Origin of the sequence: Streptomyces longisporus (genome assembly GCF_039532765.1) — a bacterium.
Classification (GTDB): domain Bacteria; phylum Actinomycetota; class Actinomycetes; order Streptomycetales; family Streptomycetaceae; genus Streptomyces; species Streptomyces longisporus.
The window spans coordinates 38,366-54,324 of record NZ_BAAASG010000003.1 but is presented as its reverse complement, the minus strand read 5'-3'; the positions used below and the strand labels follow the sequence as shown (position 1 = coordinate 54,324).

Here is a 15,959-nt window from a genome sequence, read left to right as displayed (position 1 = left end):
CATCGAGCGGATACGTGTTTGATCTGGAGAATGAGACCCCTTTTGGGTGGCTGACCCTCGGACCACTTGCCAAAAAATTGGTCAAAGGCCCCAGATGGCGCCGCATATGACCCTGTCGATCAGCTGTCCGACGGCTTACCCGAACGGGGGGCGCCGACCGTGGCACCCGCCTTGACGCCACCGTCCTTGCCCGCAGTCGGGGCCTCGAAAGACTCCAACGCCTCCAGGACGTCCTGGACACGGGAGATCTCGGCGTTGATGTCCTCGCGCCGGCGCACCAGGATCTCCAGCTCGCGCTTTCCTTCCTCGACCGTGCGCTTGGCCTCGCGGATCGCCTCGGCCTTGAGCTCCTCGGCCTCCTTCACGAGCGCCGCCTTCTTCTGCTCGGCCTCCTTCAGGAGCCCCTCGGCCTTCTTCACGGCGGCGATACGGACCTTGCCCGCCTCGGAGTTGGCCTCCGAGACCAGCTCCTTGGCCTTCGCCTGCGCCTTGGCCAACTGCTCCTCGGCGGCCTTGATGAGCGCGTCGCAGCGGTCGCCCGCCGACTTCATCGTCTCCGCGGACTCCCGGCGGGCCCGCTCGTGCAGCGCCTCGATCTCAGCGGTGATGCGCTCGCGCAGTTCCTCAGCGCGCTCGCGGATGGAGGTGGCGTCCCGGCGGGCGCCGACGAGCAGTTCGTCCGCGTCGGCACGGGCCTTCTCCACCCGCGCGTTGCCCTCGACCGTCGCCTCCGAGACCAGGCGCTCGGCCTCCTTGCGGGCCGCACCCACCATGGTGTCGGCCTGCGCCTCGGCGTCGGCGGTGGTCTTGTGGGCCTGCTGCTGCGCCTCGGAGAGCAGCTTGTCGGCCTCGGCGGTGGTCTCCGTGATGAGGGTGTCGACCTGCTCGGCCACGTCTTGGCGCCGCTTGTTGGCGTCCTTGCGGGCCTCGTCGAGGGTCCGCTCCGCCTCCTCGCGCGCGGCGTTGACCAGCCGCTCGGCCTCCGCCGCCGCCTCCGCCTTGACCCGCTCCGACTCGCTGCGGATCCGCTCGGCGTGCTGCTGCGCCGCCCCGACCGTGTCGGCGGCCTCGGCACGCAGCCGCTCCGCGTCCCCGGTGGCGTCCGTGATGAGCTTCTCCGCCTTGGCGACCGCCTCGACGCGCACCCGCTCGGCCTCCGCGACCGTCTCGGTGCGCAGTTGGTCGGTGTCCCGGACCGTCTCCGTGGTGAGCCGCTCGGCCTCGGCGCGCGCCTCGGTGATGAGGGCGTCCGCCTGCGCCGCCGCGTCCGAGCGGATGCGGTTGGCGTCCTCTCGGGCGTCCGCCCGGGTGCGCGCCGCCGCCTGGTCGGCCTCGGCGATCGCGTCCGAGGCCTCCGTACGCACCCGCTGCGCGTACTCGGCCGCGTCCGAACGCAGTCGCTCCGACTCCGCGATCGCCTCCGCGACCGTGCGCTCGGCGAGCGACTTGGCGGCGTCGGTCTCCTCGTTCGCCTCGCGCCGGATACGGCTCGCGTCCTCGCTGGCCCGCTCCCGCTCGGCGTAGGCGTCGGAGCGGACCCGGTCCGCCTCCTCCTGCGCCTCGCGCCGGGTACGGTCCGCCGCGTGCTCGGCGGCGCTGCGCAGCCCGGTGATCTCCTCCTGGGCCTGCTCGTGCAGCCCGGCCACCGAGTCCCGCACCTGCTGGGCGTGTTGCTCGGCGCCCGACACCATCTCGGTCGCGCGCCGGTCGGCCTCCTCGACCAGCCGCACGGCCTCGGCCTGCGCCTCCTCCACGCGCTTGCGCGCCGAGGCGAGCAGCTCCTCGCTCTGCTCGCGCGCCCGCTCGCGCTCCTGGTCGGCCTCGGTGCGCGCCGCACCGAGGGTCTCCTCGGCCTCGCGACGGCGCCGGTTGGCCTCCTCCTGCGCGGCGGCCAGCGTCTCGGAGGCCTCGGTGCCGAGCCGCTCGGCGGTGGCCAGCGCCTCCGCCCGCACCCGGTCGGCGCTCTCCTGCGCCTCCGACTTCAGCCGCTCCGCCTCCGCGGCCGCCTCGGACCGCAGGCGTACGGCGATGGCCTCGCCCTCGGCCCGGGACGCGGACGCGTCCGACGCGGCCTCGTTGCGCAGCCGGTCCGCCTCCGCCTCGGCCTGCGCCTGCAGGGTGCGGATCCGCTCGGCGGCCTCGGCGCGCAGCCGCTCGCTCTCCTCGGCGGCCTCGCGGCGGATCCGGGAGGCCTCCTCGCGGGCCTCGGTCAGGGCCTGCTCGGCGGCGGCGAGGCGCTCCTCGGCCTCCGTGTGCAGCCGGGTCAGCTCCTCGGCCGCCTCGGCGCGGCGGGCCTCCATGGCCCGCTCGGTCTCCTCCTGCAGCTCCCGGGCGACCCGCTCCGCCTCGGCCTTGATGCCCTCGGACTGCTCGACGACCTCCTCGCGGTGCCGCTCCGCCTCCTGACGGGTGCGCTGGAGGGTCTCCTCGGCCTGCCGACGCAGTGTGGTCGCCCGCTCGATGGCCTCCGTACGGACCTTCTCGCTGTCCGCGGTGGCCTTCTGACGCAGCTCGTCCGCGTCCTGCCGGGACTTCGCGAGCAGCTCCTCGGCGGTCTTGGCCGCCTCCTCGATCTGCTGGACGGCCTCCTTGCGGGCCTCCGCGCGGATCTTCTCGCCCTCGGCGACCGCGTCGGCACGCAGCTGCTCGGCCTCGCCGCGCAGCCGGCGGGCCTCCTCCTGCAGCTCGACCGTCTTGGCGCGGTACTCCTTGGTGTCGTCCTTGGCCGCGCCCTTGAGCTGCTCGGCCAGGTCGTGCGCCTCGGCGCGCAGCCGGTCCGCCTCGGCCTCGGCCTCGGAGCGGATCCGCTCGGCCTCCTCGGCGGCGGCCTTGGTGGTGTTCCGCGCGTCCTCCTGCGCCCGGTTGAGGACGTCCTCGGCGGTCTTGGCCGCCTTGGACAGCTGGGTCGCGCTCTCCTCGGCCGTGATCGTGCGGGCCTTCTCGGAGGCCTCGGCGACGATCCGCTCGGCCTCGGAACGGGCGTCCGCGACCACCTGCTCGGCGTCCGACTTGGTGGCCTCGGCCTCCTTGGTGGCCTCCTCGACCAGCCGGGCGACCTGCTCCTTCGCCGTACGCGTGCGCTGCTCGTTGGTCGACTCGGCGCTGGCGAGGGCCTTCTCGGCCGCCGCCGTGGCCTCGGTGACCAGCTTGTCGGCCTCGGCCTGCGCCTTGCGCAGTGCCTCCTCGGCCTGCGCCATGCGCTGCTCGGCGGCCCTGCTCAGCTCCTGCGCCTGGCGGCGGGCGGAGTCCGACTCGGTGGCGGAGGAGTTGCGCAGCTGCTCGGCGTGGTCGGCGGCCTCCTGGGCCTGCGTGGACGCGGCGTTCAGCAGCCGCTCGGCGTCCGCACGGGCCCGGCGCAGCAGCTGGTCGGCCTCCGCGCGGGCCTCCTCGGCCTCGCTCTGCAGACGCTGCCTGGCCTCGCTCGCGACCCGCTCGGCCTCCGCGCGGGCGGCGGCCAGGGCCTGCTCGGCCTCGGCGCGGGACTCGTCGAGCAGCCGGCGCGCCTGGGACTCGGTGCGGGCGCGCAGCTGCTCGGCCCAGGCCACGTTCTCGTTGACGTGCGACTCGACGGTCTGCCGGCGCTCGGCAAGCTCCTGGTCCAGCTGCTGGCGGCGGGTGACCGCCTCCTGGTGCAGCTCGGCCTGCAGCCGGGCGGCCTGCTCCGCGTGCTCCTGGAGGATGCGCTGCGTCTGGGCACGGGCCTGGCTGAGCTCGCGCTCGGCGTCCTGACGCAGCTGGTCGGCCTGGATCTGCGCGTTCCGCAGCAGCTGCTCGGCCTGGTAGCCGATGTCACCGCCGTCGAAGGAGGGCCGGGACATGATGGTGCGGCGCGCCTCGTGCAGCTTGGCGCGCAGCACCTCGACCTGGTAGCCGAGGTCCTCGGCGTGCTGGATCGCCTTTTCCCGCTCGGTCTTCAGCCGCTCCATCTCGGCCTCGAACCGAGAGAGGTGGTCGACGTCAGCCGCCGGCTCTCGCTCCTGGCGTTCGTAGCCCCGCACTGCGCGGTCCCATCCGTCCCCTGGTCGCAAGTCTGGCCAAACGAGCTCCGTCCATCCGCCGAACGGGGCCCCCGGGGAATGGTGTCAGATCAACGGCGGAGCATGGGCTGCTGCCCCGACGCTCGCCCCCCGAAACCCGGACCCCGGCGTGCGGTCACCCCCCTGGAAAGCGGCGACCGCCCCCAACCCTACCGGCCCATATGTACGGGGGTCAGTGCTCAGGTGACTCAACAGGCGCGGAAGTGACCAGTTCTGTCAGAACGCCGTGGCAGTCCTTCGGGTGCAGGAACGTGATTCGTGACCCCATGGAGCCGCGCCGGGGCTCTTCGTACAGAACGCGTACGCCCTTTTCCTTGATGTCGGCCGCGTCGGCGTCCACATCCGCCGTGCCGAAAGCGATGTGGTGGACACCCTCGCCGTTCTTGTCGAGCCACTTGGCAACGGTCGAGTCCGGTCGCGTCGGCTCGAGAAGCTGCAGGTAGGAGGCCCCGCCGTCGGAGGTGTCGTTGATCTTGAGCATGGCCTCGCGGACGCCCTGCTCCTCGTTGACCTCGGAGTGGAACACCTCGAAGCCGTATGTGGCCCGGTAGAACTCGACGGTCTTGTCGAGATCGAAACAGGCGATTCCGATGTGGTCGATTCGCGTCAGCATGGTGTTAGTGCAGCGCGACGGGGATGGTTACGCAACGTGCCAGCGATCACACCGGCTGCCGGGTGACGGCACGGAGTGCCACTCAGTACATTCGAAGTAAACCCTCGTTCACTCCTCGGCAGTGCAGCCGGAAGGGGATCGCAGCTCATGTCTGGATCGAACAGCACGACCTCGGTGATCGTCGCGGGGGCGCGTACGCCCATGGGACGGCTGCTGGGCTCCCTCAAGTCCTTCTCCGGAGCCGACCTCGGCGGCTTCGCGATCAAGGCCGCCCTCGACCGTGCGGGGATCGGTGGCGACCAGGTGCAGTACGTGATCATGGGCCAGGTGCTGCAGGCCGGGGCGGGGCAGATCCCGGCACGCCAGGCCGCCGTCAAGGCGGGCATCCCCATGAACGTCCCGGCACTGACCGTCAACAAGGTGTGTCTGTCCGGCCTCGACGCCATCGCGCTCGCCGACCAGCTGATCCGCGCCGGCGAGTTCGACGTGATCGTCGCGGGCGGCCAGGAGTCCATGACCAACGCGCCCCACCTGCTGCCGAAGTCCCGCGAGGGCTTCAAGTACGGCGCGATCGAGATGCTCGACGCGATGGCGTACGACGGCCTGACCGACGCCTTCGAGAACATCGCCATGGGCGAGTCCACGGAGAAGCACAACACCCGCCTGGGCATCCAGCGCCCCGAGCAGGACGAGATCGCCGCCCTGTCCCACCAGCGGGCGGCCGCCGCGCAGAAGAACGGCATCTTCGAGGCCGAGATCACCCCGGTGGAGATCCCGCAGCGCAAGGGCGAGCCGGTCCTGTTCAGCAAGGACGAGGGCATCCGCGGCGACACGACGGCGGAGTCCCTGGGCAAGCTGCGCCCGGCCTTCACCAGGGACGGCACGATCACGGCCGGTTCCTCCTCGCAGATCTCCGACGGTGCGGCGGCCGTGGTCGTGATGAGCAAGGCCAAGGCGCAGGAGCTGGGCCTGGACTGGATCGCCGAGATCGGCGCCCACGGCAATGTGGCGGGCCCGGACAACTCGCTCCAGTCGCAGCCGTCCAACGCGATCCTGCACGCCCTGAAGAAGGAGGGCCTGGGGGTCGAGGACCTGGACCTCATCGAGATCAACGAGGCCTTCGCCGCGGTGGCGGTGCAGTCAATGAAGGACCTCGGAGTTTCAACGGAAAAGGTGAATGTCAACGGCGGCGCGATCGCCCTGGGCCACCCCATCGGCATGTCCGGTGCCCGGCTCGTGCTGCATCTGGCGCTGGAACTCAAGCGCCGGGGCGGCGGTGTGGGTGCGGCCGCGCTGTGCGGTGGCGGCGGTCAGGGTGACGCACTGATCGTGCGGGTACCCAAGGCCTGAGCCCTTTCTCCACGTACTTCTCTGAACGGAGCTGTGATGCAGGACGTCTCCACACTCGTCGCCCAGGCGAGGGAAGGCCGGCCGCGGGCCGTGGCCCGGCTGATCTCCCTGGTGGAGGGGGCGTCCCCGCAGCTCAGGGAGGTCATGGAGACGCTCGCTCCGCTGACGGGCAATGCGTATGTGGTGGGCCTGACCGGCTCGCCGGGTGTCGGCAAGTCGACCTCCACGTCCGCGCTCGTCACGGCGTATCGCAAGCAGGGCAGGCGGGTCGGCGTCCTGGCCGTCGACCCGTCGTCCCCCTTCTCCGGCGGCGCCCTGCTCGGCGACCGGGTGCGGATGTCGGAGCACGCCTCCGACCCCGGGGTGTACATCCGCTCGATGGCGACCCGCGGCCATCTGGGCGGGCTCGCGTGGGCCGCTCCGCAGGCGATCCGGGTGCTGGACGCGGCGGGCTGCGACGTGATCCTGGTCGAGACGGTGGGTGTCGGCCAGTCGGAGGTCGAGATCGCCTCCCAGGCGGACACGAGCGTCGTCCTGCTGGCCCCCGGCATGGGCGACGGCATCCAGGCGGCGAAGGCCGGAATCCTGGAGATCGGTGACGTCTACGTCGTCAACAAGGCCGACCGCGACGGCGCGGACGCCACGGCCCGCGAGCTCAACCACATGCTGGGCCTGGGCGAGTCCCGCAGCCCGGGCGACTGGCGCCCGCCGATCGTCAAGACGGTCGCCGCGCGTGCCGAGGGCGTCGACGAGGTCGTCGAGGCCCTGGAGAAGCACCGCGCATGGATGGAGGAGCGGGGCGTACTGGCGGAACGCCGCCTGGCCCGCGCCTCCCGCGAGGTGGAGACCATCGCCGTGACGGCCCTGCGCGAACGCATCGGCGACCTGCACGGCGACCGCCGGCTGAGCGCGCTGGCGGAGCGGATCGTGGCCGGGGACCTGGACCCCTACCGTGCGGCGGACGAACTGGTGGCGGGGCTGACGCAGGGCTGAGGCGTTCTCCTGCGTGGCCAACTCCCGGCCCGCGCTGTTACGTTGATTTGCATGTACCTCCTCTTGGCATAGGGCACGCCCAGGCCCGCGTACGGCGAGCGGCAGTCGACCGACGAACCGACTGACCGACCGCTCGGCCGACGCGGCGATCCGACGTCCCCTTTTCCGCCTCGAGCCGAGGAACTCCCGTGTCTTCCACGCCAGTGGGACGGCCGTCGTATGCCGCCGTCCTCCGCATTCCGCATGCCCGCCGCACCTTCGCAGCCGCCCTGCTCGGCAGGCTGTCATACGGCATCGTCCCCCTGTCGGTGATGCTCGCCGTGAACCGCGCCTCGGGGTCGTACACGGTGGCGGGCACCGTCATGGCGCTGTTCGGCGCCACCAGCGTCTTCCTGTCGCCCGCCCGGGCCGCCCTGATCGACCGGCACGGGCCGCGCCGCACACTCGTCCCGATGGTCACGGCGTACGCGGCCCTGCTGGTGCTGCTCACGCTGCTCGTCCGGCGCCCCGGTGCCGTCTCACCGCTCGTCCTGGGCGCCGTGACCGCCGCGGCGGGCGCCTGCACCCCTCCACTGGGCCCGACGATGCGCGCCGTCTGGGGCAGGCTCGCCCCGGACCGCGCCCTGCTGCAGCGCGCCTACAGCCTCGACGGCGTCGCCGAGGAACTCCTCTTCGTCTCGGGCCCCCTCCTGGTCGGCATCCTCACGGCCTTCGCCCCACCAACGGCCGGCATCGCCCTCGGAACCTTCCTGATCGTGGCGGGCACGGCCGGTTTCACCACATCACCGGCTGTCGGGGCGATGAGACCCGCCGAGGCGGGCACGGGGCGGCGCGGGGGCAGGCGGGGCGGGGGCGTGGGGCGGGTTCCGGGCGGGCGGGGTGTGTTGTGGGGGATTCTGCAGCCCGTTGTCGCCGCCGGTGGTGTGGGGCTGACGCTGGGGGTGGTGGATCTGGTGGTGGTGGCCTTTGTGGAACAGCGGCACTACGGGGAGGGGGCTGCGGCCTGGGCCCTGGCTGCGTTGGCCGCCGGGAGTGCCGTCGGCGGTCTGGTCAACGGGGCTGTCCACTGGCGTGTCCCGGCCCCGGGGCGGCTGCCCCTGGCGGCGGCGGGCCTCGGAGTGGCGTTGCTCGGCGCCGGGTTCGCCCCCGGGCTCGGCACGCTCGCCGTCGCGCTGGCGGTCGCGGGATTGTTTGTCTCGCCGGCGCTGACCACCGCCTATCTGATCGCCGATGACGCGGCGGCGCCTCAGGCGCGGGTCCGGGCCGGTGCCTGGGTCAACACCGGTGTGAACGCGGGCAGTACGGTCGGAGCGGCCGTCGCGGGGCCCCTGGTGGGCGGGCTGCCGACCGCGCTGTGCTTCGCGGCGGCCGGCACGGCGGCCCTGCTGACGGCCCTCGCGACGGTGCGGCGCAGCCGTGGGGGGAGCACCCCTCGGGCAGTGCCGGAGCGGGGCGACGCGGAGAGCGTCCCCGCCGCCTGACGGGCCGTCGGCCGGCAGACACGACCCCGCGGGACGCACCGGCAGCGGGCCCCGTTCGGACTCCGCCCGCCGTTTGCGCCGTAGGACCGCTAGGGACGCCCCCGCTGCCCGCGCAGGTGCTCAGCGATGGGCTTCAGGGCCTTGTCGAGCTCCGCCATGGCCTCGGGGGACAGCAGGTCGATGAAGTGCCTGCGCACGGACGACACATGGTGCGGGGCGACCTTCTTCATCGTCTCCATGCCGTGGTCCGTGAGGACCGCATAGAGCCCGCGGCGGTCGGACTCGCAGTTCTCACGGCGGACCAGGTTCGCGTTCTCCATCCGGGTGATCTGGTGGGAGAGGCGGCTCTTGGACTGGAGGGTGGCGGACGCGAGGTCGCTCATCCGCATCCGTACGTCCTCCGACTCCGAGAGGTTCACCAGGATCTCGTAGTCGTTCATCGTCAGTCCGAACGGCTGCAGGTCCCTCTCGAGCTGGTACGTCAACAGCCTGTTGACCTCCAGGTGGGTGCGCCAGGCGCACTGCTCCGCATCGGTCAGCCAGCGCGTGGCCGTCTCGGTCTCCATGAATGAAGTCTACCTAAAATGTTGAAAGGCGAACTAGTGAGGGTGGTGTGGTGTCGGCGTGCACACGTTCGACGTCACACTCCGCAGACTACCGCTCACAGCCCGAAGCGACGCTGGAGGTCTCCCAGCTGTCCGGGAAGGCGCGGTGTGCCGGCTTGCTGTGAAGGGCCCATGTGTGCCCCGCCGCCACCGGGCACGCCGGGCTCCGGTGGAACCGCCCCCGTGGCCTGCTCGGCCATGAGGGTTTCCGAGGACTGGAGCAGGACGGTGCCGGCCCCTACGAACTCGAACTGGTGCTCCTCCCCGGAGGCCCCGCCGAGGCCCGTCATCGCACGTAGACCGCCCATTACGCCCGTCAGGTAACCGTGGTCGTAGTGGTGGCACGGTGACGGGCAGTCGGCCCAGCCGACGAGCGCCTGCGGGTCCACCCGGATCGGCGGTTCCATGAACACCACCGGACCGTTAGATGCGGCCACGAACTTTCCGGTTCCGATGAGTGTCAGAAAACCCGGCACGATTGATTGCTTGAGCGCGAGACTTGGCTGAAAAGCGAGCAGATTGCCCGAGCGAATGGTCAGATTGCCGTTGTCCAGGTCGTACGAGTTCACATCGAAGGCCCGGTCGGCGAGGAGCATCTTGCCCGAGCCCTCCGCCACCACCCAGTCGCTCGCATGCAGTGGCGAATGAAAGGACGTACGGACAAGACGGTCGAGTCGGCCGTGCCCGATGCCGTTGAACTCCATCGAGCCGTAGTAGGCGATCATCTTCCCCTTCTGCAGGAACCACTGGCTCCCCTTGAGCTCCACGCAGAAGGTGTACTTGTTGACGTTGTCGTCCACCGGCAGCGTCATCGGGTCGAAGACCGTCGGGCCGCCCGGAGTCCCGTACGCGCTCACAGCTTCTCCTCCGAGGCCTGGACATACACCGTGCCGTTGCCGCTGAGCTCCAGCTGGAAGGCCTCGCCGGAGCCGCGTCCCACCATGTCGCGCCAGCCCAGCGCCGCGGACAGCTTGTTGCGGACGTCCCCGTGGTGCGCGACGTACGCCTGCGGGTCGACGTGCACGGGCCGCTGGGGGGTGATCGGGATCTCGAAGACTCCGCCGTGGGCCATCACGGCCACCGAGCCGTGTCCCTTGAGAGTGGTCGTGAACAGCCCCTGGCCGGTGACCTGGCCGCGGACCATGCCCATGACCCCGCCCTGCGAGCCCATGAACATCGTGCCCTGCTGGAGCGTGCCCTCGAAGGCGAGCAGCCGGTCCGCCTCCACGTAGAGGGTGTCGCCGGTGAGGTTGATCACGTGGACGTGGTGACCGCCGTGCCCGAACATCACCGTGCCGTTGCCCTCGACGCTCATCAGGGGAGTGGCCTCGTTCGCGACCCGGCGCCCGATCATCGACATGATCCCGCCCTGGCCGCCCTGGATGTTGGGCGTGAAGGAGACCTCGCCCTTGTAGGCGAGCATCGCGCCGCGCTGACTGAACAGCCGCTGGCCGGGCAGCACCGTCGCCTCGACCATCTTGGAGTTGATCTCACGGAAGGGCATGTCACACATCCCCCGCGATCGTGTTCCGCTCGCTCGGCTGTACGTACACCAGCCCGTCCCCCTCGAACCGGATCTGGAAGGCCTCGCCGCCGCCCTCTCCGAAGAACGTGCGGAACGTCACACCGGACTGGAAGGACTGCCGCAGATTCCCCTGGTGCGCGATGTAGGCACCGGGGTCGACCGTGAGCGGGTACTGCGCGCTCACCCGCAGCACCACCGCCGGGCCGTCCGACATGATCGCCGCCTGGCCGTGGCCCTCGACGGTCGTCGTGAACAGCCCGTTGCCCTGCGACGCGCCGCGCAGGCCGGTGAAGGTCGTACCGGTCCTCAGGCCGGCGTCGGTCGCGAGCAGATTGCTCGACTCCACATACAGCTTGTCCCCCTGGAGACTCACGAGGTTGATCTCGGAGGCCCGGTCCGCGAACCAGCACGTCCCGTGCCCCTTCACCTCCATCACCGTCATCTGCTCACCGGTGAGCCGCCGGGTCACCATGCCCCGGATGCCCTCACCGCCGCCGGTCATCTTCTTGAAGGCCATCTGCCCGTCGTACGCGACCATCGAGCCGTTCTTCGCCTTCACGGCGTCCCCGGTCATGTCGACGGCGAGCACCTTGCTGCCTTGAAGTCGAAACATCGCCACGCTGCGAAAGGTAGCCGTCGGGTGGGTGCGGCGCACAGGGCCCGTGGGTGGAGAAGCACCCTGAGCGCACCCCTAGGGGAACCGTTTGTCACAATGGGCGGACGCTTGTGCTTCCGTTCACAAAGAGCGATCCGTCTCTGACCGAAGGTGACCCGTGGACATCAAGACCGCCACCGCCCTCCGCCGCCTGCGCCTCGTCTCGGCTCCCGAGGCCGTGTCCTTCCTCCTGCTGCTGGTCTGCTCCGTGCTGAAGCGGACCACGGACTTCAATGCGGTGCCGGTGATGGGCATGGTCCACGGCGTCCTGTTCATCCTGTACGTGATCTTCTGGGCCGACGCCTGGAACCGTACGAAGTGGGACAAGAAGACCGCGGGGCTCTACTTCCTCCTCTCCGTTCTGCCGACCGGCGGTTTCTTCGCCGAGCGCAAGCTCAAGCGCGCCGCCGAGGATGCCGTCATCGCCTCCCGTGCCCGCCAGGAAGGAATCGTGAACGCATGATCGTCGCCTTCTCCGTGACACCGCTCGGCGTCGGCGACGACGTGGGGGAGTACGTCGCCGACGCCGTCCGCGTCGTCCGCGAGTCCGGCCTGCCCAACCGCACCGACGCGATGTTCACGAGCATCGAGGGCGAGTGGGACCAGGTGATGGAGGTGGTCAAGCGTGCCGTCGCCGCCGTCGAGGAGCGGGCGCCCCGGGTGTCCCTGGTCCTGAAGGCAGACATCCGCCCCGGAGTGACCGACGCTCTCACCGCCAAGGTGGAGACGGTGGAGCGGTACCTCGCCGGCTAGGGCCGAACTGCTCATGGTGGGGCGGGAGATGCGGCCGTCCCACCCGCCTGGACGTCTCCAGGTCGCCCTGCCCCCGAAACTCCAGTTGTGTAGGGGGTGATCGGTACTCCTCTGCCGATCACACCTCACTCACTGGAGGGCGCCGTGCAGTCGGAGGGCTACGCATACGACACCCACAGCCGACTGGCCGGACCTCTCACGGAGCCCAGCGACGCCTCGTACCAGGTGCAGTACACCTCGCTGCTGTCCAGCGAGCCGCGCCGAATACAGGCCGTCCTGCTGATGACCCTCGCGCCGCTGCTCACCGGCACGCTACTGGTCTACCTCGTCTGGCCCACGCACTGGGTGGAGCGCGACGGCGGGGAGAGCTGGCTGGTCGGGCTCGATGTCACGATGCTCATATCCATCGGGCTCATCGAGTTCTTCATGGTGGTCAACGTCGCCTCCGTCGCCCACGCCACGCTGGTCGCCCGTGACCCCGTCCCGGTCGTCCCCGAAGCCGGTACCCGCGTCGCCTTCCTCACCACGTACGTCCCCGGCAAGGAACCCCTCTCGATGGTCCGCGCCACCCTCGAGGGAGCCGTCCGGATCACCCACGCCGGGCCCGGCAGCGTCCTCGACGTCTGGCTCCTCGACGAGGGCGACGACGAACAGGCGAAGGCCCTGTGCGCGGAGCTCGGGGTCCGGCACTTCACCCGGCGCGGCGTTGCGCAGTGGAACCAGGACCACGGCCCCCACAAGGCCCTGACCAAGCACGGCAACTACAACGCCTGGATCGCCATGCACGGCGACGAGTACGACTTCTTCGCCTCCGTCGACACGGACCACGTCCCGCGCCCCAACTTCCTGGAGCGGATGATGGGTTACTTCCGGGACCCCGACGTCGCCTTCGTGGTCGGTCCCCAGGTGTACGGGAACTATGCCGACCATCCCGTCACCAAGGCCGCCGAGTCGCAGCAGTTCCTCTTCCACGCGCTGATCCAGCGGGCCGGGAACCGGTATCGCTCGCCCATGTTCGTCGGTACGAACAACGTGGTGCGGATCGCCGCCGTGAAGCAGATAGGCGGGCTGTACGACTCCATCACCGAGGACATGGCCACCGGCTTCGAGATACACCAGCGGCGCAATCCCGCAACCGGCAACCACTGGCGGTCCGTGTACACACCGGACGTACTCGCCGTCGGGGAGGGGCCCGCCTCCTGGACCGACTTCTTCACGCAGCAGATGCGCTGGTCGCGGGGGACCTACGAGACGCTGTTCAAGCAGTACCGAAGAGCGCTGTTCAGGATGCCTCCGGGGCGGCTGTTCTCGTACACCCTGATGCTCGTCTACTACCCGATGACGGCCGTCAACTGGCTTCTGGGCATCCTCAGTTGTGTCCTCTTCCTCTGGTTCGGCGCCTCCGGCACGCAGGTCGCCTCCTCGGTGTGGCTGATGCTCTACAGCGATGCCGCCGCCCTGCAGGTCGGGCTGTATCTGTGGAACCGGCGGCACAACATCTCGCCCCATGAGCCGGAGGGCTCCGGCGGGCTCGCCGGCATGGCCATGTCGGCCCTGGCGGCGCCGATCTACCTCAAGTCCTTCGGTGAGGCGCTCGTCCGCCGGCCCAGCAGGTTCGTCGTGACCCCCAAGGGCGCGGACGCCAGTGCCGACCGGCTGCTCACCTTCCGTATCCACCTCTTCTGGGCGATCCTCCTCGCGACCTCCCTGGCCGCCTCGGTCGTCCTGGACCACACCCATGCGGCCATGCGCACCTGGGCGGTCCTGGCCATGGTCATCGCCCTCGCACCGGTAGCGGTGTGGTGCTCCACGCTCCTGAAGGAGCGGCGGGAGCGGCAGGCACCGCACCGGACCACACGTGCCGTCGACGGCACGGAGCCCGCCCTCGCCACCAGCGGCGCGGTTTCCCCGGTCTCCGGAACCACGACAGGAGGCAGCTAGCACCATGGCCCGGAACGCTGAGAACAAGTACCGCAGGAGCCCCCAGAACAGGACGACCAGAAGGGCTGTCCTCGGGATCGGGGGCATCATGGTCCTGGCCGGTCTCAACGCCCCTGCCGCGGTGGAGTTCGCGGGTGAGGAGTACCACGAGTACAAGATCGCCCAGCCCGAGTACCAGGCGAAGTACGGCTCCTGGCAGCGGGTCGACATCCCCGCGAAGTACCGCACCAACGCCATCCACGCGGCGCTCCTGCACACCGGCAAGGTGCTGATCGTCGCCGGGTCGGGCAACGAGCAGAAGAAGTTCAACGCCGGGTCCTTCGACACCGTCCTGTGGGACCCGAAGGCGAACACCTTCAAGAAGATCCCGACCCCCGCCGACTTCTTCTGCTCCGGCCACACCCAGCTCCCGGACGGGCGGCTCCTCGTGGCCGGCGGCACCGCCCGCTACGAACTGCTCGACGGCGAGGTCAAACGGGCCGGCGGCGGTATGCGGATCAAGAACGAGAACCCCCTGAAGTCGGTCTTCCTGAAGAAGGGCACCCGCTTCCGCTCGCCCGCGGGCGTCGAGTACGTCAGCAGCTTCGACGTCACCGTCCCCAAGGCGAAACCCGCAGCCGGCGCGGCAGCCGGGCCGACCGGCGCGGTGCGGCCCGGGCAGGCCCCCGCTCCGGCGCCGGTGGTGGCGGGCGAGGCCCGGGTCTTCGTCGAGGCCGTCGAGGCCGGTCCGCTGTCCGTCACCGAGAAGCAGGCGCAGTACGACATCGTCGGGCTGACCGGCAAGGACGCGGCCAACACCTACGGGCTGAGCGAGAAGATCACCCTCGACAAGCAGGACTTCCAGGGCATCCGCACCGCCTACGAGTTCGACCCCGTGGCCGAGCGGTATGTGCCCGTCGACCCGATGCAGAAGGCCCGCTGGTACCCGACGCTGGTCGGGCTCGACGACGGGCGCGTGCTCGCCGTCTCGGGCCTGGACGACGTCGGCATGATCGACCCCGGGGACAACGAGATCTACGACCCGAGGACCAAGAAGTGGTCGCCCGGCCCGAAGCGGTACTTCCCGACGTACCCCGCACTCTTCCTGACCAAGGGCGGCAAGCTCTTCTACACCTCCTCCAACGCCGGTTACGGCCCTGCCGACCAGGGGCGGGAGCCGGGGCTGTGGGACCTGAAGACCAACACCTTCCGGAAGGTTCCGGGGCTGCGCGACCCCGACGAGACGGAGACCTCCTCCTCCGTGCTGCTGCCGCCGGCGCAGGACCAGAAGGTGATGATCCTGGGCGGCGGAGGCGTCGGCGAGTCCAGGAGGTCGACCCCGCGCACGGCCGTCGTCGATCTCAAGCAGGACAACCCGGTCTTCAAGGACGGGCCCGACCTGCCCCAGGGCACGCGGTACCTGAACAGCGTGATCATGCCGGACGACTCGGTGTTCACCACCAACGGCTCCGAGGACTACCGCGGCCGCAGTGCCAGCAACATCTTCAAGGCGCAGTTCTACGACCCGAAGAGCAACGCCTTCCGTGAGGCGGCCGCGCCCACCGTCGGCCGCAACTACCACTCCGAGGCGCTGCTGCTGCCCGACGGCCGGGTCGCCACCTTCGGCTCCGACCCGCTCTTCGACGACCAGCAGAACACCAAGCTCGGCCACTTCGAGCAGCGCATGGAGGTCTTCACCCCGCCCGCGCTGCACAGGAACGGCGAGATGCGCCCCGTGCTGGAGGGCGGCCCACGGGAGCTCGGCAAGGACCGCCGCGCCACCTACCGCACCGACCACCCCGAACGGGTGGTGAAGGCCCGGCTCATGCGGCCCAGCGCGGTCACCCACACCACCGACGTCGAGCAGCGCTCCATCGAGCTCGGCCTGACCAAGGACGCGCACTCGGTGACGGTCGCCGTACCGGACGACCCGGCCCTGGTACCGCCCGGCTGGTACATGCTGTTCGTGACGGACGCGCAGGGCACGCCCTCCGAGGCCAGATGGATCCAGGTGAAGTGACCGCCCG

General features: G+C 70.4%; 13 protein-coding genes. 7 read left to right on the top strand and 6 right to left on the bottom strand.

From position 1 onward, the window contains the following. Window positions 1-119 precede the first annotated feature (119 nt). Both scy and mce read right to left on the bottom strand, forming a co-directional pair. Entirely contained in the window at window positions 120-3,998 is a 3,879-nt protein-coding gene (gene scy, locus ABD355_RS06330; protein WP_344399092.1) for a polarized growth protein Scy, read from the bottom strand. 211 nt (window positions 3,999-4,209) lie between these two features. Continuing rightward, entirely contained in the window at window positions 4,210-4,650 is a 441-nt protein-coding gene (mce, locus tag ABD355_RS06325) for a methylmalonyl-CoA epimerase (protein ID WP_099931336.1), read from the bottom strand. Between the two features lie 147 nt (window positions 4,651-4,797). Between mce and ABD355_RS06320 the strand changes: the two genes are divergently transcribed. From ABD355_RS06320 to ABD355_RS06310, 3 genes are all read left to right on the top strand, one after another. After that, window positions 4,798-6,000, top strand: coding sequence for an acetyl-CoA C-acyltransferase (locus ABD355_RS06320; protein WP_115905843.1), 1,203 nt, complete (start codon window positions 4,798-4,800; stop codon window positions 5,998-6,000). Window positions 6,001-6,036: 36 nt separating this feature from the next. Beyond that, a complete protein-coding gene (gene meaB, locus ABD355_RS06315; RefSeq protein ID WP_344399091.1) occupies window positions 6,037-6,993 on the top strand; it encodes a methylmalonyl Co-A mutase-associated GTPase MeaB in 957 nt (318 codons plus the stop codon). A 188-nt stretch (window positions 6,994-7,181) separates the two neighbouring features. Further along, window positions 7,182-8,474: an MFS transporter gene (locus ABD355_RS06310; RefSeq protein ID WP_344399090.1), complete on the top strand. Its 1,293-nt coding sequence runs from the start codon at window positions 7,182-7,184 to the stop codon at window positions 8,472-8,474. Window positions 8,475-8,563: 89 nt separating this feature from the next. Here ABD355_RS06310 and ABD355_RS06305 read toward each other — a convergent pair whose 3' ends face one another. From ABD355_RS06305 to ABD355_RS06290, 4 genes are all read right to left on the bottom strand, one after another. Next, a complete protein-coding gene (locus ABD355_RS06305; protein ID WP_344399089.1) occupies window positions 8,564-9,040 on the bottom strand; it encodes a MarR family winged helix-turn-helix transcriptional regulator in 477 nt (158 codons plus the stop codon). A gap of 95 nt (window positions 9,041-9,135) precedes the next feature. Further along, window positions 9,136-9,936 carry an AIM24 family protein gene (locus tag ABD355_RS06300; protein WP_344399088.1) on the bottom strand — a complete coding sequence of 267 codons (801 nt, stop codon included), beginning with the start codon at window positions 9,934-9,936 and terminating at the stop codon, window positions 9,136-9,138. Next, a complete protein-coding gene (locus ABD355_RS06295) occupies window positions 9,933-10,583 on the bottom strand; it encodes an AIM24 family protein (RefSeq protein ID WP_344399087.1) in 651 nt (216 codons plus the stop codon). The genes ABD355_RS06300 and ABD355_RS06295 overlap by 4 nt, the downstream gene beginning before the upstream one ends. A 1-nt stretch (window position 10,584) precedes the next feature. Further along, window positions 10,585-11,217, bottom strand: a complete 633-nt coding sequence (locus ABD355_RS06290) for an AIM24 family protein (protein WP_344399167.1) — start codon at window positions 11,215-11,217, stop codon at window positions 10,585-10,587. Window positions 11,218-11,377: 160 nt separating this feature from the next. Here ABD355_RS06290 and ABD355_RS06285 point away from each other — a divergent pair, with 160 nt between their 5' ends. The 4 genes from ABD355_RS06285 (at window position 11,378) to glxA (ending at window position 15,952) form a co-directional block, all read left to right on the top strand. Next, a complete protein-coding gene (locus ABD355_RS06285; protein WP_115905837.1) occupies window positions 11,378-11,722 on the top strand; it encodes a DUF3817 domain-containing protein in 345 nt (114 codons plus the stop codon). After that, on the top strand, window positions 11,719-12,012 hold the full coding sequence (locus tag ABD355_RS06280; protein WP_344399086.1) for an MTH1187 family thiamine-binding protein: 294 nt from the start codon (window positions 11,719-11,721) through the stop codon (window positions 12,010-12,012). The genes ABD355_RS06285 and ABD355_RS06280 overlap by 4 nt, the downstream gene beginning before the upstream one ends. A gap of 144 nt (window positions 12,013-12,156) precedes the next feature. Next, window positions 12,157-13,953: a glycosyltransferase family 2 protein gene (locus tag ABD355_RS06275; protein WP_344399085.1), complete on the top strand. Its 1,797-nt coding sequence runs from the start codon at window positions 12,157-12,159 to the stop codon at window positions 13,951-13,953. A gap of 88 nt (window positions 13,954-14,041) precedes the next feature. Beyond that, window positions 14,042-15,952, top strand: a complete 1,911-nt coding sequence (glxA, locus tag ABD355_RS06270) for a radical copper oxidase GlxA (protein ID WP_344399166.1) — start codon at window positions 14,042-14,044, stop codon at window positions 15,950-15,952. Window positions 15,953-15,959: the final 7 nt, after the last annotated feature.

Bases quoted from the DNA above. Each gene is read 5' to 3' on its own strand.
- mce (WP_099931336.1), bottom strand. From the start codon at position 4,650: ATGCTGACGCGAATCGACCACATCGGAATCGCCTGTTTCGATCTCGAC.
- ABD355_RS06320 (WP_115905843.1), top strand. From the start codon at position 4,798: ATGTCTGGATCGAACAGCACGACCTCGGTGATCGTCGCGGGGGCGCGT.
- meaB (WP_344399091.1), top strand. From the start codon at position 6,037: ATGCAGGACGTCTCCACACTCGTCGCCCAGGCGAGGGAAGGCCGGCCG.
- ABD355_RS06305 (WP_344399089.1), bottom strand. From the start codon at position 9,040: ATGGAGACCGAGACGGCCACGCGCTGGCTGACCGATGCGGAGCAGTGC.
- ABD355_RS06295 (WP_344399087.1), bottom strand. From the start codon at position 10,583: ATGCCCTTCCGTGAGATCAACTCCAAGATGGTCGAGGCGACGGTGCTG.
- ABD355_RS06290 (WP_344399167.1), bottom strand. From the start codon at position 11,217: ATGTTTCGACTTCAAGGCAGCAAGGTGCTCGCCGTCGACATGACCGGG.
- ABD355_RS06280 (WP_344399086.1), top strand. From the start codon at position 11,719: ATGATCGTCGCCTTCTCCGTGACACCGCTCGGCGTCGGCGACGACGTG.
- glxA (WP_344399166.1), top strand. From the start codon at position 14,042: ATGGTCCTGGCCGGTCTCAACGCCCCTGCCGCGGTGGAGTTCGCGGGT.